The organism is Bradyrhizobium sp. Tv2a-2 (assembly GCF_000472425.1).
Lineage (GTDB): Bacteria > Pseudomonadota > Alphaproteobacteria > Rhizobiales > Xanthobacteraceae > Bradyrhizobium.
This window is the reverse complement of the sequence record NZ_AXAI01000010.1, coordinates 106,178-124,519: the sequence shown is the minus strand read 5'-3', so window position 1 is coordinate 124,519 and position 18,342 is coordinate 106,178. Positions and strand designations below refer to the sequence as shown.

Genomic DNA, 18,342 nt, shown 5'->3' with positions numbered 1-18,342 from the left:
CTATCTCATGCGCAACGGGAAGGGCTGCAGCGGCGTCCGCCACCAAACCAAGCATCCTCCCGAAGTCACGCCGAATCCAGGAGATGTCCATGTCCTCGCCAGTCGTACTGATCACCGGAGCTCTCACAGGCATCGGCCGCGCAGCCGCTCTTGGCTTCGCGAAAGCCGGTTACAGGGTGGTCGTGTCCGGCCGCAGAGAGGATGCAGGCAAGGCACTCGCGGCCGAGCTCGGCGGCCTGGGTGCTGAGGCGGAATTCGTGAGGGCTGACGTGCGTCACGAAGACGACGTGCGCCATCTCGTCGACCGCGCCGTCGCGCGCTTCGGCGGTCTGGACATCGCCGTCAACAACGCAGGCGTCGAGGGCACGCCGGGCCCGGTCATCGAGCAGACGGCAGACAGCTATGCCGCAACCTTCGAGACCAATGTTCTCGGCACGCTGCTCAGTCTCAAGCACGAGATGCGGGTGATGCGGGAGCAGGGCTTCGGCAGCATCGTCAATGTCTCCTCCACCATGGGTGCGCGGGGAGCCGCGAACATGTCGCTCTACACCGCGAGCAAGCATGCGGTCGAAGGGTTGACGAAATCGGCGGCGCTGGAAGCTGCTAGCTATGGCGTCCGAGTCAACGCGGTCGCGCCGGGGCCGACGGAAACCGCCATGTTGGATCGCTTGACCGGCTCGCCCGACAAGAAGGCAGCCTTCTATGCCGCGGTCCCGCTCAAGCGCGGCGGACGGCCGGACGAGATCGCGGATGCGATCCTGTTCCTCGCCTCCGAGCACGCGAGCTTCATCACCGGTCAGATCATCCGCGTGAACGGCGGCAAGACCGCAAGCTGATGTCATCCACACCAACGAATAGTCGATACAGGAGGCGGGAGTGTTGTGGCACTCGTTTGTGCGCGTTGCCGCCAAGGCTCGCTACTTGCACCCATATTCCCAAGGAGCTTCGATTCGGGTTAGTTCGCTTGTCGATGTCTTCCATAGCCAGAGCTCGGCGCCAGGGGAGCTATACGTGATTCCGCCACTTCCGCAGGGGCCTTGCTCGAAGCTGTTCCCGTTCCAACGATTGAACCAATTTCCCGGGGCCGAGAACCAGTAGGGCGCGGTATGGCTCCCATGCCAGGTATCGACCATTAACCGCCGGCTATTGGTAGTCTGAGAAGCCTTCCAGGCCACTGCACCGGCAATTTCCCAAGGTGCTGTTGCGGGCTCGACGAATGTTTGGGCCTTGTCCTCGATAGCAAGGTAAATCCGCCGCCCGGCATCCTCGGGCAATTCGTTAGAAATTATCGAAGCAGGCAGCCTGGATAGTCTTGATAGCTCGTAAGCCCAGGTATCTGCCCATTCATCGACCCGCGATCGCGCTGTGAGGCCGAGCGCCACGAAGGCGATGGCGGCGAACAGGCAAAATGCAAAGGCAGGCAAGCGATACCAGCGGGTCGCACTCCAAGCAGCAGTCGCCAGCACACCTGAGCCGATCGAGTAATAGGTCGCGAGAATGACGCCGACGCGCGCCATTGGTCCTTCCGCCGCGAAGCCGTAGCCGGCAAAAGCGTAGAGGAAGCCGGACGCGACAACTCCGCAGATTGTGACAAGAAGCGCGATTTGCACTCGCCAAAGACCAACAAACCGGGCCAGGCAGATTGCGCCTGCCAGGCCTGTTATGATGACAGACGTGGCAATCAGGAGATCATATTCGCGGACGGCGTGACCGAGGATGCTGGGAATGCGCGAATAACCGGCGATGAAGGTTTGAAGGAAATCCCAGTGGAAGGTCTTTTGGACGCCGTCGGAGGTCGTACGGTTGAAAGCAAGGCAACCGACACTGACAACAGCCGAGCCAATGACCGCTCGCCAGGGAATGTCCGTTATCCGGCTTCCGCGGAGGGCTGTCGAGATCAACAGGACCGTGATCTCCTGGAAATAGAAGGCCTCATAGGACAGGTGTGATAGCAGGGCCATGAGAAGTCCGGCGGCGAGCCGCCACCAGCTGCTGCCGGCGTGCAAGAGCAAGCTCATGGCGAGGCAGAACAAGGGAAGGGCCGGGATCACCGTACTGACACCGACGCCCCATGCGAAAGTTCCGATATTGGAGGGGAAGACGATAAAGGCGCTGCTAGCAACGCAGGCTCCAAAGAAAGCGCCGTCCCGGAGGCCGCGTACACCAGCGCTCAGAGCTGCTGCGAGCATACCGACGCTCGCTGCCGCGACCAATAACATGACGGCGTTCAAAATTTGCGATCGGGCCGGCGACCAGTCGACGATCTCCTGAGCTAGCCAAATAAAGGGGACCGAGACGGGGCGCGTCGCGACGCCATGCGCAATATCACGGAAAGCCTCCGCGGTACCGACGAAGGGATGTAACAAGATCATCCAATCATCTGAATAGAAGCCGAGTCGAGTTGGCCAATCCCAACACAGCCAGACCCAAAGGGTTGCCGGGAGAAGGAGCATGATCGCGGCGCGAGGCAGACCTATGAAATTGAAGCCCGTCGTCCTCGCTGGTCGGATCGGGCCGTCGATTGGACTGGATCTATCGTGCATTTCCTGCAAACTTCAATCTGACTCGCTTGACGGCGAATTGGGGTTGGCTCGTTTGGTTAGTCCATCACGCGGCCAATTGCGCGATATTGGCTGCCGAACGGCAGCTTTGCGAACAGGCCGTCAAGCTTTTCAACGAACGCGCCCATCGGTGGTACGGTCAGGATTGAATTTGTCGCGACGTCGGTGCAGCCAGCGGTTGTCAGAAGCTCGCGCGTCTGCGTCTTCGTTAGAAGAACAGCATCGCGGTCGAAGTCACAGTCACGCACGACCTTGCGGGTGAGGGGATGTCTGGGATTATGTTCGTAGACAATGATCAGGCCACCGGCGCGTGTGACCCGACGCATCTCGCTCACAAACTGCGCCCACCGGTCTGGTGGAACGTGGTGAAGCACACAGACGCAGAATGTGACGTCGAACTGTCCGTCTGGATAGGGCAGCCGGTCGCCATCATAGACCGAGTAGGAAACCTCAGGGTTTCGCTGCTGAGCCTTCTCGATGCAGGCGCGCGAAACGTCCACTCCGCTGACCGCGCCCACGACAGGGGTCAGGAACGGGTGGTAGTTGCCGATGCCGCAGCCGACATCGAGCAGATTTAGTTGGCTCGGAGAGGCGAAGCGTGAGGAGACCGTTCGCAATAAATCATTGGCCTTGGCTCTAGTGAACGACTCCACTTTTTGTCCCGAGAACGCAATCGCCCGGTTGACCGCCTGGTCGTATGTCTCCCGATAGCCGTCGAATTCTTCGGCAATCGCTTGCTGTTGCGGATCCATTTTTATCCTCGGGTCGTCCTCGATTGGTGGCTTACAGGTGTGGTGCAAATGCCTCGCGCTTGTCGCGCGCTCGGACGGGCTCGATACGCCGATCGATGATGGGGGCCGGTATATGGCGGGTATTGCGAAATATTCGCCCTATGTATTCGCCCAGCAGTCCGATGAATGCAGTCTGCACGCTCGTCGATAACAAAATCAGAATGACCAGTGTTGTGAAACCAGCGGGTGGTCTGCGTATCACCAAGAGGTACCAGGCGAAGTAGAACAGCGCGCCAGTAAACGATAGGAAGCTGAGGATGGTCCCGAGGAGAGTAATCAATTCCAGTGGCTTGGTGGACTGACCGCAAACGCCGTCCACCGCGAAGCGGATTAACGCCAGCAGGTGGAATTTGCTGCGGCCCCGCTGACGTTGCTCGCGATTGTAGGGAATTCCGATCTGCTGGTACCCCAATTGCGCAATCGTGCCCCGTATGTAAGGAGCCTCATCTCTCACGCGCCTCAGGTCCTCGATGACGACGCGATCGATCAGGCGGAAGTCGCCGGCATCCACCGGCAAGTCGACGCTACTGAGGCTCGCGAGGCCTCGATAGAAGAATTTCCGGGCGGCGCTGAGAACAGGATTTTCCGGCCGGCTTTTGCGGATTCCGTAAACGACCTTGTAACCCTGCTCCCACGCGGCGAGAAACTCGCCAAAAAGCTCCGGCGGATCCTGCAAGTCAGCGTCGATCTGAATCGCGACATCGCCCCTGGCGTTCAGATAGTTCGTCAAGATTGATGTCTGAAAACCGAAATTTCGGGTGAAGCGAATGACGCGAACCCTGTTGTCGGCGCAGGCTTCCTCAGCCAGCCGCTCGAATGTGGCGTCGGTGCTCGCATTATCCGTGAACAGAAACTCGAAGTCATAGCTGCCGTGCGTGTCAGCCACCGCGCGCAGCCGCTTCAAGAGCGGCTCGATGTTGTCCGCTTCATTCAAAACGGGTACGGAAACCGTAACCAGTCGCTTTAAAGTAGTCACGCTCCGAGGCCCCACCGGAGTAATCGAAGTCGCCATGTGCAGACGACTGCGATCAATATTCCAAAACTAAAACGCCCTCCGACCGAACGGTTGGGACGAAGCTCAACCCACTGACGTCTCGACTACTGTCTTGCGGGCGAAATAGCATACAAGCCGACGGACGATCTGGTCAAGTGTATGATCCATAATATGCATCCAATGATTGTGAAAGATTTTATATTGAATAGATGCCGGCGCGCTGCAGCGGGACGAACGCGAGAGCAGGCCCTTTGAGGATATCTGCAGCTATCGGCCGGACGCTGTGTCCAAGATTGCGGTTGGTGTGGATGCGCCGGCCCGTTCGATTGGCGGATTTCAGACGCGAATGTAAGGAACGCAGGAGCGGGAGCTCCAATCTGTAATAGGCGATCATTGCCAGCGAACTGCTGAGACACGCGGCGATCAAGGCCCCGGTCGGTGTTGCGAGCTTCAGGATCGGGAAAATCGCGCTTGAGGTTCGCAAGGATTCCAAGACGGGAATATGGATCAAATACAGGGCGAAGGACGCGCCGCCAAGATCGATCAGAAGGCGCGAGTCGATACGCCGGCCGGCGGAATGAAGGACGAGAGCCGACAGGACGACTGCAGGAGGCAAATAATATCGAATGCCGGCCAACGGAATTGGAATGAAGATGGCCAGTGGCCAAAGGGCCAAGACGCAACAGGCAAGCACCGTCGCGGTCAGGCGATGGCGTTCAATCGTGGGCATCAAAAACTGCCATGCGTAGTAGCAGACCATTCCAAGGACAAAAAATATCACGTAGTCGTGGCCGTACGTCGCGAGTACCTGGTTCGGGTATGCGCCTGATGCATTCAGGAAGAACAACCCGACGAGAATCGCCGCGCTTACCGGAGGCGCGAGACGCTCGCCGGCCCGCAGGCAAAGCGCGAACAGAACGTAGAAGAACATCTCAATATTGAGTGTCCAGCCGACACCGAGGATGGGCAACGGATCTTGTGCGTTCGGCCAGAAGGACAGGCTTCGAGCCAAGGCGACTGCAGTATCCTTTGAGCAGAGCGACCAAGCCCGCGCACCAAACCACGCCGCGATGTACCATGGCTTCGTGAGGAGCCAGTGAAACCACAGCGGAACGACACGCGGCAAATTTGCGAAGCCGAAGCCGAACCAAGCCACGGCCCCGAGTGTAAAGATCCAGTAGATCGGTACGATCCTGATCAGTCTCTTAGCGAGAAAATCCTCGGTTTCCCCGCGCGTGATGTGGACCATGATGAATCCACTGATCACGAAAAAGATTGAGACGCCCATAAGTTCTGAATGGACGCCATTGATTCTTATGTCCGTGTGATAGATAACCACTCCGAGCGCGGCGATCGCTCGTAAGACTTGCAAATTTGTTATCATTCTACCGCGCGCCGATACCTGCTCTGGCAACGCGTACAAGTAGTATACCGTAACGCAATTACCCCTGGTTGAGTCCGTATCACCACAATCTTTTGGAGTAAAGTGGCGATCGGTCGGTCAGGCGCACTATCGCAATGGGGGCATGCGTCGTCGGCGTGGCTCAGCGGGAAGCCGGATTGGCCGCTGGTGCGCTGATCGTATTTTGCAATCTATAGGGGTGATCAGTTGCCGCGGTCGGCATGTGTTGGGCCGCGCCGACAGCCTCACTGCATCGCCGCGATCTTGATGTAGGTCGGTCCCAGGATCACCACGAACAGCACCGGCAGGAAGAACAGGATCATCGGCACGGTGAGCTTGGGAGGCAGGGCCGCGGCCTTCTTCTCGGCCTCGTTCATGCGCATGTCGCGGTTTTCCTGGGCCATCACGCGCAGGCTCTGGCCGAGCGGGGTGCCGTAGCGCTCCGACTGCTGCAGCGCGAGGCAGACCGATTTGACGCCCTCCAGCCCGGTGCGCTTGGCGAGGTTTTCGTAAGCCACCTTGCGGTCCTGCAAGTAGGACAATTCGGCTGTGGTGAGCGTGAACTCCTCCGACAGCGCGACCGACTGACTGGCGATCTCGCTCGCGACCCTGCGGAACGCGGCCTCGATCGACATGCCCGATTCGATGCAGATCAGCAGCAGGTCGAGCGCGTCGGGGAAGGCGCGCTTGATCGAGAGCTGGCGCTTGGAGATCGCGTTCTTCAGGAACAGCATCGGCGCCTGCAGGCCGAGATAGGCGGCGCCGATGCAGATGCCGATCTTGATCGGAAGCGGCCTGTCCAGATGCGCGATCAGGAAGACATAGACCGCCGACATGATCAGAAGCACGATCGGCGCCACCAGGCGCGCAAACAGGAAGGTGATGTAGGGCGCCTGTCCCCGATAGCCGGCCTGGGTCAGCTTGTCCCGTGCGGCTTCCTGGGCGAGGTATTTGGTGAGGTTGAAGTCCTCCACCACCTTGGAGACGAGCTGCTTCGGCGTCTGGCGCAGCGTGACCTTCTCGCTCTTGTTGAGCCGCTCGCGCTCGCGCTGGCGGATGCGCTCGCGTTCGCTTGCCACCGCCTTCATGCGCTTGGCAAGGCCTTCGCCGGCGAACAGCGGCATGATCAGCGTGTAGGCAGTGGCGCTCGCGGCGATCGCCGCGAGCAGCATGGTCATGAAATGCGCGTCGTGAAGCTTGTCGGACAGGAACTCGAACATGTCTACGGCGCCTTCAGAAGTCGAAATTGATCATTTTCTTCATCACCATGATGCCGATGGACATCCAGATCACGCAACCAACCAGCATCACCTGGCCGGTTGGATGGGTCCACAGCGTCGAGATGTAGTCGGGCGTCGTGATATAGACGAGCACCATTTCGATCGGAGGCAGCGAGCCGATGATGCCGGCCGAGGCCTTGGCCTCCATCGACATCGCCTGGATCTTCTCGGCCATCTTCTTGCGGTCGCGCAGCACCTTGGAGAGGTTGCCGAGCGCTTCCGACAGGTTGCCGCCGCTCTTCTGCTGGATCGAGACCACGATGCCGAAGAAGTTGGCTTCCGGCACCGGCATGCGCTCATAGAGCCGCGCGCAGGCCTCGCCCAGCGGCATGCCGATCGCCTGGGTCTCGATGATGGCTTTGAACTCGCTCCTGAGCGGCTCCGGCGCGTCGGCCGCGACCACCTTGATCGATTCGAACAGCGGCAGGCCGGCCTTGATGCCGCGCACGATCACGTCGACCGCGTCGGGCAGCGCTGCCAGGAATTTCTTCTCGCGGCGTTTCTTGAGGAAGCCGAGGCCCCAGCGCGGCACGCCGAAACCGGCCGCAAACCCCAGGCCCACCGCGCCCAAAATCCCGCCGCCGGCGAACAGTACCGCCAGCAAGGCCGCCACGCCCAGGATGCCCGACACGATCCAGAAACGCTGCGGCGTCCAGTCGAGGCCTGCCTGCTGCAGGCGGGCGTTGAGCGAGAGCTTGACCTCTTTCTGGTGACGCGCCTCGAGGTCCTTCAGCGAGTTTTCGACCTGCTCGCGGCGCGAGCGCTGGCTCTTGTCGGCCTGGCGCTTGGCCGCGGGCTCGGGCTTGGCGATGGAGGCGCGGCGGCTCTCCGCCTGCTTCTCGCCCGACAGCATGGGATAGACGAAGACCCAGGCCACGCCGCCGATGGCGGTCGCCGCCAGAAAGCCCAGCGCGAGCGTCTGCGTGTTCATTTCTCCGTCCTCACTTCCGCGGCGTCGAGCGCGGCCGCCAGCCGCTTCTCTTCGTTGTAGTAGCGCGCGCGCTCCCAGAAGCGCGGCCGGCCGATGCCGGTCGAGCGATGGCGGCCGATGATCTTGCCGTTGGCGTCCTCGCCGAGGAGGTCGTAGACGAAGACGTCCTGGGTGATGATGGTGTCGCCTTCCATCCCCATCACCTCGGTGATGTGGGTGATGCGGCGCGAACCGTCGCGCAGGCGCGCCGCCTGGATGATGACGTCGATGGAGGCGCAGATCATCTCGCGAATCGTACGCGAAGGAAGGGAAAAGCCGCCCATGGTGATCATGGATTCGCAGCGCGACATGGCCTCGCGCGGGTTGTTGGCGTGCAGCGTGCCCATCGAGCCGTCATGGCCGGTGTTCATGGCCTGCAGGAGGTCGAAGGCTTCAGGGCCGCGGACCTCGCCGACGATGATGCGTTCGGGGCGCATACGCAGGCAGTTTCGCACCAGCTCGCGCATGGTGACCTGACCCTCGCCCTCTATGTTGGGCGGGCGGGTTTCCAGCCGCACCACGTGAGGCTGCTGCAGCTGCAATTCGGCGGCGTCCTCGCAGGTGATGACGCGCTCGTCGTGCTCGATATAGTTGGTGAGGCAGTTCAGAAGCGTGGTCTTGCCCGAGCCGGTGCCGCCGGAGATCAAGACGTTGCAGCGGACGCGGCCGATGATCTGCAGGATCTCCGCGCCTTCGGGGGTAATCGCGCCGAACTTGACCAGCTGGTCGAGCGTCAGCTTGTCCTTCTTGAATTTGCGGATGGTGAGCGCGGGGCCGTCGATCGCCAGCGGCGGGACGATAGCGTTGACACGGGAGCCGTCGGCGAGGCGCGCGTCGCAGATCGGCGAAGATTCGTCGACGCGGCGGCCGACCTGGCTCACGATGCGCTGGCAGATGTTGAGGAGCTGCTGGTTGTCGCGGAAACGGATGCCGGTGCGCTGGATCTTGCCGCCGACTTCGATGAAGACCGTGTTGGCTCCGTTGACCATGATGTCGGCGATGTCGTCGCGCGACAATAGCGGCTCGAGCGGGCCGTAGCCGAGCACGTCGTTGCAGATGTCGTCGAGCAGCTCCTCCTGCTCGGCGATCGACATCACGATGTTCTTGATCGCGATGATCTCGTTGACGATATCGCGGATTTCCTCGCGTGCGGACTCGGAATCGAGCTTGGCCAGCTGCGCGAGGTCGATGGCTTCGATCAGCGCGCCGAAGATGGTCGCCTTGACCTGGTAGTAATTGTCCGAGCGGCGCGTCTCCATCGGAGGCGGCGGCGGGGGCGGCGGCATCGGTCTGGCCGGCGCAAGCGGCGGGGATGCGACCGCGGGCGGCGCGGAGCGCGGAGCTGCCGGGACAGGCGCCGGCTCCGGCGCGCTGGGCGCCGGGCGCATACCCCGGAGCTCGGTGTCTGATCCGCTACGCTTACCGAACACGATAAAACTCCACGCGTCTCATCTACTTTTTCAAGAGCTTCCCGATCAGAGGCGACAGGAACGAGCCCTTCTGTTTCTTGCCCTCGCTGCGGCCGGTCAGGCGCTGCGCGATCTGCAGGAACATCTCGGTGGTGCGATGGTTGGCGGAAATCTCCGCAATCATCTGGCCGTTATTGGCGGCCGAGCCGAAGATCTGCGGATCGAACGGGATCGAGGCGATGGGCTCGCTCTCGATCGCCTTGGCGAATTCAGCCGCGTTGATCTCGGGACGTTTCGGCACGCCGACCTGGTTCAGGCAGTAGAGCGGCGGCCGGTCGTTCGGACGCGCGGCCTTCAGGAGGTCGAAGATGTTCTTGGTGTTGCGCAGATTGGCGAGATCCGGCGCCGCGACGATCAGGATGTCGTCGGCGCCGATCAGCGCGCGCTTGGTCCAGCCCGACCATTGGTGCGGGATATCAAGCACGATGCAGGGCATGGTGGTGCGCAGGGTGTCGAAGATGGCGTCGAACGCGTCGTCGCCGAAATCGTAGACCCGGTCGAGCGTCGCGGGCGCCGCCAAGAGGCTCAAATGGTCGGTGCATTTCGACAGCAGGCGGTCGATGAAGGCGGTATCGACGCGATCGGGCGAGAACACCGCATCCGCAATGCCTTGCGGGGGATCCTGGTTGTAGTCGAGCCCGGCGGTGCCGAAGGCGAGGTCGAGATCGGCGACGACCGAATCCATCGCAAGGTCGCGGGCGATCGCCCAGGCGACGTTGTGCGCGACGGTCGAGGCACCCACTCCGCCCTTGGCGCCGACCACCGCGACAATGCGCCCAACCGACTTGGCCTCGGGCGCCGAGAACAGATTGCAGATCGAACGCACCACGTCGATGGCGGTGACGGGCGCAATCACATAATCGCTGACGCCGCGGCGGACCAGCTCGCGATACAGCGTCACGTCGTTGATGCGGCCGATCACGATCACCCGCGTGCCGGCATCGCAGACGGTTGCGAGCTGGTCGAGGCCGGTCAGGATGTCGGTGCGCGCATCGGCTTCCAGCACGATCACGTTGGGCGTCGGGGCGGCGTGATAGGCTTCGACAGCCGCCGCCATGCCGCCCATCTGAATCTTCAGATGCGCCTTGCCGAGCCTTCGGTCCTCGCCGGCTGCCTGGACGGCCGCGGCGGTTTCCACCGTCTCGCAAAACGCTTGCACCGACACGCGCGGCGCCGGGGCGATGTGATCCTCCGCAGGCGGTAGCGCGGTGGCTGCCGGCTGCTGTTCGGGAGTCTGTCGGGCGTAGCTGATCATTGGCCGGTCGTGCTGAGTTTGGCCTTATCGGCCTCGGGATAGGTGGTCGTGGTGGGAGTGCCCTTGCGGTATTTCTCGAACGCTTCGCTGCGGCGGAGGGTGTAGGGCGGCGTCTCGCTGCGCGGCTGTTCGAGGTCGGCCGGATCGTCGATCATGGCGGCCATGTTGCGCTGATAGGCGCAGCCGAAATTGTAATAGGAGCGGTTGTCGTAATAGCCCTTGTTCTTGATCGAGGGCCCGATGTCCTCCGGCCACAGGCCGCACGGGCCTGCCACCGCTTTGACCCGCGGATAGGTCAGGCGGATCGGCGGCATGAACTTGGCATCGTCGGGATGATAGTTGTGCACCACGAGCCCGTGCGGCGGAACGCCGACGGCGGCGAGCAGCGACTGGATCTCGTGCAGGGAATCGGCTGCCGCGCGCGCGTTGGGGGTTTTGACCGGCACATCGGCGCTGATCGCGCCGGTGCCTTCGCGCATCCAGGTCTGCCCCAGGCCCATCACTTCGGCCCGCTGGCTTGCGGTCAGGCCGCCGCGGCCACGGCCGACGAACACCACCATCGACTCGTTGGCCTCCTCCACCGCGATCGGATGGCGCAGGCGGTAGTCTTCCGGGATGCTCGCGGTCACGACATGGTCGTCGGTATGGGTGCAGGCGGAAAGCGCCGCCGCGAGCCCTAAGAGCAGACTGGCGAACCGGACGGAGCGGCTGCGATCGAGGAGTTTTTGCGCTGTCATGGGTAAGGTCCTCGCTCGGCTCAATCGGTGATGAAGCCGTATTGGCCGCGGTAATTCCGTGCGGGTTCGGTGCGGCCCGGCACGCCGTAGATGCGGTTGATCGAGCCCAGAAGATCGGCCTGCGGATCGGACACCGCGGCGAAGCCGTCATCCGGGCGCGACAGGTCCTTCTGTGCCACCGCGCGGACCACATAGGGCGTCACCAGCACCATCAATTCGGTCTGGTTGTTGACGTAGTCGCGGCTGCGGAACAGCGAGCCGAGCACCGGCAGCTGCATCAGCCCCGGCATGCCGCTGACCGCCTGCTTGGTCTGGTCCTGGATCAGGCCGGCCATGGCCATCGCGCCGCCGGAGGGAATCTCCAGCGTGGTTTCGGCGCGCCGGGTCTTGATCGAGGGAATGACAATGGAGTTGACCGTCGAGGTGGTCACCGCCTGCGACAGCGTGACCGAATTGTCGTTCGACAGTTCCGACACTTCCGTCATCACATGCAGGCTGATGCGTCCCCCGTTCAGCACCACCGGCGTGAAGTTGAGCGAGACGCCGAACTTCTTGTAGGAGATCTGGGTGGTACAGACATGGGTCGTGGGATCGCAGGCGTAGCCGGCGGGGATCGGAAACTCGCCGCCGGCGATGAAGGTCGCCGATTCGCCAGAGATCGCGGTCAGATTCGGCTCGGCCAGTGTGCGGATGACACCCGCGTTCTCCATCGCGCGCAGCGTCGCCGTCACCGACGGCGTCGAGCCGAATGAGGTGGTCACGGCGTTACCGCCGACCAGCGGACCGCCATGGGCGGTGAAGGGGTTGGAGTTGTTGAAGTTGACGACCGCGGTGCCATAGGTGAGGTTGGCCGAGAGGTCGATGCCCATCTGCTTGATGATCTGGCGCGCTACTTCGGCGACCGTGACCTTCAGCATCACCTGGTCGCGGCCGCGAACCGTGATCGAATTGACCACCTTGTCGACGCCGCCGACGAGGCGTCCGGCAAGATCCGCGGCCTGCTGGGCCTCGATCGGCGAGGCGACCGAGCCGGTCAGCACCACGCCGTCGGCCACGCCCTCGATCTGGATGTCGGAGTTCGGCAGCAGCTGCTTCAGCGCGCCGCGTACGCCGTTGAGGTCGCGCTTCACCGCGATGTCATAGGCGGCGATCTGCTGGCCGGCGGAATCGAAGAACACGATATTGGTCTGGCCGATCGTCGCGCCGATGATATAGGCGCGCTGCGACGAGCGCACCACGGCATTGGCGATCTTGGGATCGGCGACCAGCACGTCCTTGATGTCGCGCGGCAGGTCGATGACAATCGACTTGCCGATGCCGAGCGCCAGGAATCGCGCGTTCATCTGGCCATCGGCGGCAACCGGCGCAGGCACGCGGTAATCGGTCGCCACGACGGGCGTCAGCGCCGGGTTGAGCGTGAACGCGGCGACGGCCGAGAACGACAGGGCGCGCACCGTCGAGGTTCGCAGCTTTGCAATTCTTGCCCTGGACTTCATGTCGTCGGTCCTCATCGTCACGGCTGCGTCGGCATCAGCGTCGCCCCGCCCGGAATGCCGAAGCGGACGATGTTGACGCTCTGGGTGAATTTCACGCTGGCATCGACGGTCTCGACCGTGTTGGCGTCGGCGATGCTGCGCAGCGCCAGCGACAGCGTGCCGGCCTGGCGGGAGGCCGCGAGCGTGGTCGTCTCGTCAGGCTTCAGCTCCAGCGTGACCGTCTTGCCGACCACAGTATTCTGGCCGTCCTTCTCTCTCGGCGCCTGGTCGATGGCGAGCACGCGCACATTGCGCAGCACGACCTCGGTGTGAACGATGTCCGGCTGGGTGGCCTTCGGATCGGGATTCTTGAGGCGCTGGGTCAGGAGAACGTCGACGCGATCGTTGGGCAGGATGAAGCCGCCGGCGCCGGTCTCCGGCGCGATCTCGGTCGAGACCGCGCGCATGCCGGACGGCAGGATGGCAGCCATGAAGCCGGAACCGGTCTTGACCAGCTTCTGCTCGCGGATCGGCTCGCCTGCCATGAAGGAACCGCGCGCGATCGAGCCCGCCAGCTGATTGGGGGCATCGGGGCGATCGCTGCGCTTGACGAAGCTGTTGCTGGCGGAGGCCGTCGGCCAGGTCTGCCACTGCATGTCCTCGGCCTTGACGGTCTGGCCGAGATTGATCTCGCCCTTGGCGACGAGCACGTCCACGGTCGCCAGTTGCGCGACCGGCTGGGCAGGGGCGGGCTTGTCGGACCCGCTCGCGAGATAAGCGGCGATGCCGCCGGCACCGATAGCAATGGCCAGGACCACGATGCGAGCGGTATTCATACGCTTCAACTTTCCACATAACGCCGCGACGCGCCGGTCGCCGTGATGGGAGTTGACCAGTTATTCGTCAAAGCATGGTTAATGAGGCGTATCTAAATCGCCTTAACGCCGGGTTTATCCGGGCAAGGCTCAGCGCGGCGCTCGGGGCAAGGCTCAGCGCGGCGCTCGGGGCAAGGCTCAGCGCAGCGCGAAGTGCGCAAGGTCGATCGTCTTCACCCAATCGGTCTCGGGATAGATCATCAGCGCGCCGATCGCGAGCGCGATGCCGTAGGGAATGCCGGTCTCCTTGGCATGCAGCCGCGAGAGCCAGGCCTGGCCGGCCAGTTGATAGGGCAGCGGCCACTGCCGGAACTGCAGCAGCAGCAGTGTCAACGCCCCGCCGAGCACCGAGGCGTAGAGCAGGTAGGGCAAAAGATGTGAGAAGCCGAACCAGAGCGAGGCGGCTGCCAGGATCTTGGCATCGCCGCCGCCCATCCAGCCCATGGCAAAGCAGCCGAACGCCACCATCAGCACGACGGCGCCGGCGCCGAAATGCAGCAGAATCTGCTCGAGCCCCATGCCGGTGAGCGGAGCGAGCACAAGGAACGAGACGGCGAGTGCGAGCGACACCCGGTTCGAAATGGTCATGGTGAAGATGTCGCTCGCCGCGGCGAACGCCATCAGGGCCGGAAAGACGAGAAGCCGTGCGAGGTCAAGCATCATGGGCATCGGCTCCGCGCCGCGGCGATTTCAGGGAAACGTTGTCGCGAAAGGCTAAAGGCGAGAGGTGAAAAATCGGCAAATGCCTTGTACCCCGTCACCAGACGCTGGCGATGCGCCAGAGCAGCGTGCCGAGCGCCAGGATCAGCGCAAGACAGACCAGCTCGCGCGAGGCGCGGTCCCGGCGTTGCGGAGTGGACGTGGCATCTGTCGCCAAGGCGGCGTCGGGTTTACGCATGGAACAAGCCGCTTGTTAAGACGACAAAGGCCCCGGTTCGCCGGGGCCTTTGCTGTTAGGTCTCTCGAGCGTCGCTTACTTCAGCGAGCTGTTGATCGAGGTGAACTTGCCGCTCAGGTTGGTGCCGAGGCCGTTCACGACTGCAATGATCGCCAGCGAGATGCCGGCGGCGATGAGGCCGTACTCGATCGCAGTGGCACCGGACTCGTCCTTCACGAAACGCGCAATCAGGTTCTTCATAATCTCAAACTCCATGTACACGTGGCTGTCGAACTCTGGGTTCTGGTCTCGCCGGCGTTCTCAGCACCGTGACCATGTGGCGCACCCTACGTTCCGACAATTTCGGCGCAGTTAATTCATTCGCGTAAAACGTCGTGTAATTCGGTGTTCTTGCGCAGAGTAAACGTCGCATTAAGACAGTCGATAAAATCCGTATGTCGGCAATTCCACGGGGCGCGCTTCGGCATATCGCGCATAAGACAAAGGCTCCGCGCCTCGACGACGGCCTGCTTCACGGCTCCTTAAGCTCCACGGGAGTACCCATGCTGATCCGGTGAGAGAAAAGTGAGGCGGCAATGTCGAACCTGCCGATGGAAGTGCTCTTGATGCTCGGCCAGACCATCGAGAAGGTGGTGCCGATCACGTTCGTGCTTGCGCTGATGTTCTCGGTGCTCAGCTACTTCTCTCCCTGCAATCCCGGCACACCGTGGTGGCAGAGGCGCGAGCTCATCACCGATATCGTCTACTGGTTCTTCGTCCCGGTGTTCGCGCGCGTGCTGCGCATCGGCCTGCTGGTGCTCGGCGCCGGCGTCGTGTTCAACATTCACGATGCCGACGAGCTGATCGCCTTCTACGACAATGGCCACGGGCCGCTGTCGCATCTGCCGCTCTGGATCCAGGCGCTGCTGTTCCTGGTCGCGTCCGATTTCATGCTGTACTGGCTGCACCGGCTGTTTCACGGCGGCGAGTTCTGGAAATACCACGCCGTGCATCATTCGAGTGAAGAGCTGGACTGGATTTCCGCGGCCCGCTTCCATCCCGTGAACCTCGTGCTCGGCACCATCTCGGTCGACGTCATTCTTTTGATGGCGGGCATCTCGCCCAACATCATGCTCTGGGTCGGACCCTTCACCACTTTCCATTCCGCCTTCGTGCACGCCAACCTGAACTGGACGCTCGGGCCGCTCCGCTATGTGATCGCAACGCCGGTGTTTCACCGCTGGCATCACACGCCGGTCGACGATGGCGGCAACACCAATTTCGCCGGCACCTTCCCGATCTGGGACATCCTGTTCGGCACCTTCCGGATGCCCGAAGGACGGCTGCCGGACGATTACGGCGGGGACGAAGTGACCATGCCGACCGAAATCCTCGGCCAGCTCGCGTTTCCGTTCCGGCGCTAGAGCATGATCAGGAAAAGTGGACACTCGTTTTCCGTCAAGATCACGCTCCATCAAAACGACTGCGCGGAGGCGTCTTGAGCAGCGCCGACATCGCGACAGTTCACACGGGCGGGACCGTGCTGCTCGGCCGCGTGCCGAGTTTTCTGTGGCTCGGCATCGGCGTCTATGCGCTGCTGCTGATCAATGGCAACCCGCTGCTCAACGATCCCGACACCTATTGGCATATCGCGGTCGGCCAGTGGATCCTCGATCACAGCGCGCTGCCGCGCGTCGACATCTATTCCTTCACCAGGGCGGGCGAGCCATGGATCTCGACCTCCTGGCTCGCGCAGGTGCTGCTCGCCAAGGCCTATAACTGGGCCGGCTGGAGCGGGCCGGTCGTTCTCACGGCATTGGCGAGCGCCGTGACGTTCGCGCTACTCGCCTTCTATTTGTCCGCCCGTATCGGCGAAAAATACGCGCTGCTGGTTTGCGTGGCGGCGCTGACGCTCACCGCTCCGCATCTTCTGGCGCGGCCGCATGTGCTGGCTCTGCCGGTCATGCTTGCCTGGGTGCACGGCCTGCTTGGCGCGAGCGAGGCGCGCAAGCCGCCGTCCTTCCTGCTGCTGCCGCTGATGGTGCTGTGGGCGAATCTTCACGGCAGCTTCGTGCTCGGGCTTGCCTTGATCGTGCCGATCGCGCTCGACGCCCTGTGGAACGCGGAGCGTGCGGCGCGCACCGCGCTTGCCCTGCGCTGGATCGTCTTCGCCGCCGCGGCGGTTGCCGCAAGCTGTGTCACGCCCTATGGCTGGGGCTCTATCCTGGCGGCGCGCCGGATTCTCGACCTCGGTGAGCTTCTTCGTCTGATCGATGAATGGCGGCCGGCCGATTTCAGCCATGTCATGCCGCTCGAGCTTGCCCTGCTAGGCGGCCTCGGCGCGGCGCTCTATTGGCGCATCATGCTGCCGCCGCCGCGCATCCTGCTGCTGCTCGGCTTCATTCACATGGCGCTGTCGCATGTCCGCAATATCGAGGTGCTCGCCCTGCTGGCGCCGCTGGTCGTGATGACGCCGCTCGCCGCGCAATTCGCGTTGCCGCCGGCGCGCGCCGGCAAGACAAACGTCGCACTTACCCTGACCACGGCATTTGCGGCCATGCTCGTTCTCTCGAGTTGGGCGATCGCAGGCGTCGCCCGCTATTCACCGCCGGCGACGGCCTCCGAACGAGCCGCCGTGGAGGCGCTGAAAGCGCATCACGCGGGCCGCATTCTCAACGACATGTCTTTTGCGGGCTTCCTGATCTCGCACGGTATCCCGGTCTTCATCGACGGGCGGGCCGAGCTTTATGGCGAGACCTTTGCACTCGCCTATCACCATGCCCTTGAACTCAACGATGTCGACGGATTCCTTAACCTTTTGAAAACCTATGACATCGATGCCGTATGGCTGACGCCGAAAACGCCGGCGGCGCGGCTGCTCGACCGGATGCAGGGCTGGCGCCGGGTTTATTCCGACGACAATGCCGTAGTCCACGTCAGGGCAAACGATTGAATGCTGCAAGCCTCGCGTCTTGTTTGCCGTCCGTTCACGATTTGCGGGCAAACTCGCCGCATCGGGCGCCGGAAAGGCTTCGATCATCGCCTAAGCCCCGGCTGTCAGTGTCCCGGAGTCGATCATGTTCAGTGAGCTCTTGCGTAACCTCGTGCGTCCCCTGTTCGGCATGGCATTCGGCCTCCTGTTGTTGCCGCTTGCCGCCGCAGCCGAACCGTCGGATGACGCCATCTCGGTCAGCGTCGATCAGGCGAAGCTGTTCAAGCTGCCCAATCGGGTCGCCACCATTGTGGTCGGAAACCCGATGATCGCCGACGTGACGCTGCAGAACGGCGGCATCATCGTCGTCACCGGCAAAGGCTATGGCGCGACCAACTTCATCGCGATGGATCGCGGCGGCGAGGTGCTGGTCGATCGCACGATCCAGGTCGAGGGGCCGAGCGACCGGCTGGTCACGGTCTATCGCGGCATCGAGCGCGAGACCTATAGCTGCATGCCGCTCTGCCAGCGCCGCGCGACGCTCGGCGATGACGACAAATACTTCCAGTCGGTAATGACCCAGTCCGGCACCCTCAACAACCAGGCCGCCGGAAACGCCGCGCAGCAGGCCAAGACGAACTGACTAAAGCATGATCCGGAAAACCGCTACACACTTTTCCGGATCATGCTTTGACATCCACGCGGTCGCTCTTCGAGACCGCCG

Annotated in this window: 18 protein-coding genes; 4 read left to right on the top strand and 14 right to left on the bottom strand. The window is 62.5% G+C overall.

Translation table 11 applies throughout. The annotated features are described in order from the left end of the window. Nucleotides 1-89 precede the first annotated feature (89 nt). Nucleotides 90-836: an SDR family NAD(P)-dependent oxidoreductase gene (locus A3AI_RS0121935; protein WP_024517633.1), complete on the top strand. Its 747-nt coding sequence runs from the start codon at nt 90-92 to the stop codon at nt 834-836. Nucleotides 837-917: 81 nt separating this feature from the next. Here A3AI_RS0121935 and A3AI_RS0121930 read toward each other — a convergent pair whose 3' ends face one another. The 14 genes from A3AI_RS0121930 to A3AI_RS0121865 all read right to left on the bottom strand — a co-directional run bounded on the left by A3AI_RS0121930 (nt 918) and on the right by A3AI_RS0121865 (nt 14,947). Then, nucleotides 918-2,372 carry a hypothetical protein gene (locus A3AI_RS0121930; RefSeq protein ID WP_156927883.1) on the bottom strand — a complete coding sequence of 485 codons (1,455 nt, stop codon included), beginning with the start codon at nt 2,370-2,372 and terminating at the stop codon, nt 918-920. A gap of 227 nt (nt 2,373-2,599) precedes the next feature. Beyond that, entirely contained in the window at nt 2,600-3,313 is a 714-nt protein-coding gene (locus A3AI_RS0121925) for a class I SAM-dependent methyltransferase (RefSeq protein ID WP_036049123.1), read from the bottom strand. Nucleotides 3,314-3,344: 31 nt separating this feature from the next. Further along, nucleotides 3,345-4,364 carry a glycosyltransferase family 2 protein gene (locus A3AI_RS0121920; RefSeq protein ID WP_024517630.1) on the bottom strand — a complete coding sequence of 340 codons (1,020 nt, stop codon included), beginning with the start codon at nt 4,362-4,364 and terminating at the stop codon, nt 3,345-3,347. Nucleotides 4,365-4,542: 178 nt separating this feature from the next. Further along, a complete protein-coding gene (locus tag A3AI_RS0121915; protein ID WP_198030172.1) occupies nt 4,543-5,718 on the bottom strand; it encodes an acyltransferase family protein in 1,176 nt (391 codons plus the stop codon). Nucleotides 5,719-5,993: 275 nt separating this feature from the next. Further along, the gene (locus A3AI_RS0121910) at nt 5,994-6,968 is read right to left on the bottom strand and encodes a type II secretion system F family protein (RefSeq protein ID WP_024517628.1); all 975 of its coding nucleotides are present in this window, start codon (nt 6,966-6,968) and stop codon (nt 5,994-5,996) included. A gap of 13 nt (nt 6,969-6,981) precedes the next feature. Further along, nucleotides 6,982-7,959 (bottom strand): type II secretion system F family protein, encoded by a 978-nt coding sequence (locus tag A3AI_RS0121905; RefSeq protein WP_024517627.1) that lies wholly within the window; start codon nt 7,957-7,959, stop codon nt 6,982-6,984. Then, nucleotides 7,956-9,428 (bottom strand): TadA family conjugal transfer-associated ATPase, encoded by a 1,473-nt coding sequence (locus tag A3AI_RS0121900; protein ID WP_024517626.1) that lies wholly within the window; start codon nt 9,426-9,428, stop codon nt 7,956-7,958. Before A3AI_RS0121900 ends, A3AI_RS0121905 begins: the two co-directional genes overlap by 4 nt. A gap of 22 nt (nt 9,429-9,450) precedes the next feature. After that, nucleotides 9,451-10,722, bottom strand: coding sequence for a CpaE/TadZ family protein (locus tag A3AI_RS0121895; RefSeq protein ID WP_024517625.1), 1,272 nt, complete (start codon nt 10,720-10,722; stop codon nt 9,451-9,453). Further along, the gene (locus A3AI_RS0121890) at nt 10,719-11,459 is read right to left on the bottom strand and encodes a CpaD family pilus assembly protein (RefSeq protein WP_024517624.1); all 741 of its coding nucleotides are present in this window, start codon (nt 11,457-11,459) and stop codon (nt 10,719-10,721) included. Before A3AI_RS0121890 ends, A3AI_RS0121895 begins: the two co-directional genes overlap by 4 nt. Before the next feature lie 20 nt (nt 11,460-11,479). Continuing rightward, the gene (locus A3AI_RS0121885; protein ID WP_024517623.1) at nt 11,480-12,955 is read right to left on the bottom strand and encodes a type II and III secretion system protein family protein; all 1,476 of its coding nucleotides are present in this window, start codon (nt 12,953-12,955) and stop codon (nt 11,480-11,482) included. A gap of 17 nt (nt 12,956-12,972) precedes the next feature. After that, nucleotides 12,973-13,770 (bottom strand): Flp pilus assembly protein CpaB, encoded by a 798-nt coding sequence (gene cpaB / locus A3AI_RS0121880; protein WP_024517622.1) that lies wholly within the window; start codon nt 13,768-13,770, stop codon nt 12,973-12,975. 177 nt (nt 13,771-13,947) lie between these two features. Continuing rightward, nucleotides 13,948-14,472, bottom strand: coding sequence for an A24 family peptidase (locus A3AI_RS0121875; RefSeq protein ID WP_024517621.1), 525 nt, complete (start codon nt 14,470-14,472; stop codon nt 13,948-13,950). 94 nt (nt 14,473-14,566) lie between these two features. Next, a complete protein-coding gene (locus A3AI_RS47795; protein WP_156927881.1) occupies nt 14,567-14,707 on the bottom strand; it encodes a hypothetical protein in 141 nt (46 codons plus the stop codon). Nucleotides 14,708-14,782: 75 nt separating this feature from the next. Further along, nucleotides 14,783-14,947 carry a Flp family type IVb pilin gene (locus A3AI_RS0121865; RefSeq protein ID WP_024517620.1) on the bottom strand — a complete coding sequence of 55 codons (165 nt, stop codon included), beginning with the start codon at nt 14,945-14,947 and terminating at the stop codon, nt 14,783-14,785. Between the two features lie 335 nt (nt 14,948-15,282). On the opposite strand from A3AI_RS0121865, the gene A3AI_RS0121860 reads away from it, so the two are divergent. The 3 genes from A3AI_RS0121860 (at nt 15,283) to A3AI_RS0121850 (ending at nt 18,261) form a co-directional block, all read left to right on the top strand. Next, nucleotides 15,283-16,110 (top strand): sterol desaturase family protein, encoded by an 828-nt coding sequence (locus A3AI_RS0121860; RefSeq protein WP_024517619.1) that lies wholly within the window; start codon nt 15,283-15,285, stop codon nt 16,108-16,110. A gap of 74 nt (nt 16,111-16,184) precedes the next feature. Beyond that, nucleotides 16,185-17,639, top strand: a complete 1,455-nt coding sequence (locus tag A3AI_RS0121855; RefSeq protein WP_024517618.1) for a hypothetical protein — start codon at nt 16,185-16,187, stop codon at nt 17,637-17,639. 124 nt (nt 17,640-17,763) lie between these two features. Continuing rightward, complete coding sequence (locus tag A3AI_RS0121850) at nt 17,764-18,261, top strand: pilus assembly protein N-terminal domain-containing protein (protein ID WP_024517617.1); 498 nt, start codon at nt 17,764-17,766, stop codon at nt 18,259-18,261. Nucleotides 18,262-18,342 lie beyond the last annotated feature (81 nt).

Coding starts and splice junctions, on each gene's coding strand:
- A3AI_RS0121935 (WP_024517633.1), top strand. CDS start 90: ATGTCCTCGCCAGTCGTACTGATCACCGGAGCTCTCACAGGCATCGGC.
- A3AI_RS0121930 (WP_156927883.1), bottom strand. CDS start 2,372: ATGATCTTGTTACATCCCTTCGTCGGTACCGCGGAGGCTTTCCGTGAT.
- A3AI_RS0121925 (WP_036049123.1), bottom strand. CDS start 3,313: ATGGATCCGCAACAGCAAGCGATTGCCGAAGAATTCGACGGCTATCGG.
- A3AI_RS0121920 (WP_024517630.1), bottom strand. CDS start 4,364: ATGGCGACTTCGATTACTCCGGTGGGGCCTCGGAGCGTGACTACTTTA.
- A3AI_RS0121910 (WP_024517628.1), bottom strand. CDS start 6,968: ATGTTCGAGTTCCTGTCCGACAAGCTTCACGACGCGCATTTCATGACC.
- A3AI_RS0121905 (WP_024517627.1), bottom strand. CDS start 7,959: ATGAACACGCAGACGCTCGCGCTGGGCTTTCTGGCGGCGACCGCCATC.
- A3AI_RS0121895 (WP_024517625.1), bottom strand. CDS start 10,722: ATGATCAGCTACGCCCGACAGACTCCCGAACAGCAGCCGGCAGCCACC.
- A3AI_RS0121890 (WP_024517624.1), bottom strand. CDS start 11,459: ATGACAGCGCAAAAACTCCTCGATCGCAGCCGCTCCGTCCGGTTCGCC.
- A3AI_RS0121885 (WP_024517623.1), bottom strand. CDS start 12,955: ATGAAGTCCAGGGCAAGAATTGCAAAGCTGCGAACCTCGACGGTGCGC.
- cpaB (WP_024517622.1), bottom strand. CDS start 13,770: ATGAATACCGCTCGCATCGTGGTCCTGGCCATTGCTATCGGTGCCGGC.
- A3AI_RS0121875 (WP_024517621.1), bottom strand. CDS start 14,472: ATGATGCTTGACCTCGCACGGCTTCTCGTCTTTCCGGCCCTGATGGCG.
- A3AI_RS47795 (WP_156927881.1), bottom strand. CDS start 14,707: ATGCGTAAACCCGACGCCGCCTTGGCGACAGATGCCACGTCCACTCCG.
- A3AI_RS0121865 (WP_024517620.1), bottom strand. CDS start 14,947: ATGAAGAACCTGATTGCGCGTTTCGTGAAGGACGAGTCCGGTGCCACT.
- A3AI_RS0121860 (WP_024517619.1), top strand. CDS start 15,283: ATGTCGAACCTGCCGATGGAAGTGCTCTTGATGCTCGGCCAGACCATC.
- A3AI_RS0121850 (WP_024517617.1), top strand. CDS start 17,764: ATGTTCAGTGAGCTCTTGCGTAACCTCGTGCGTCCCCTGTTCGGCATG.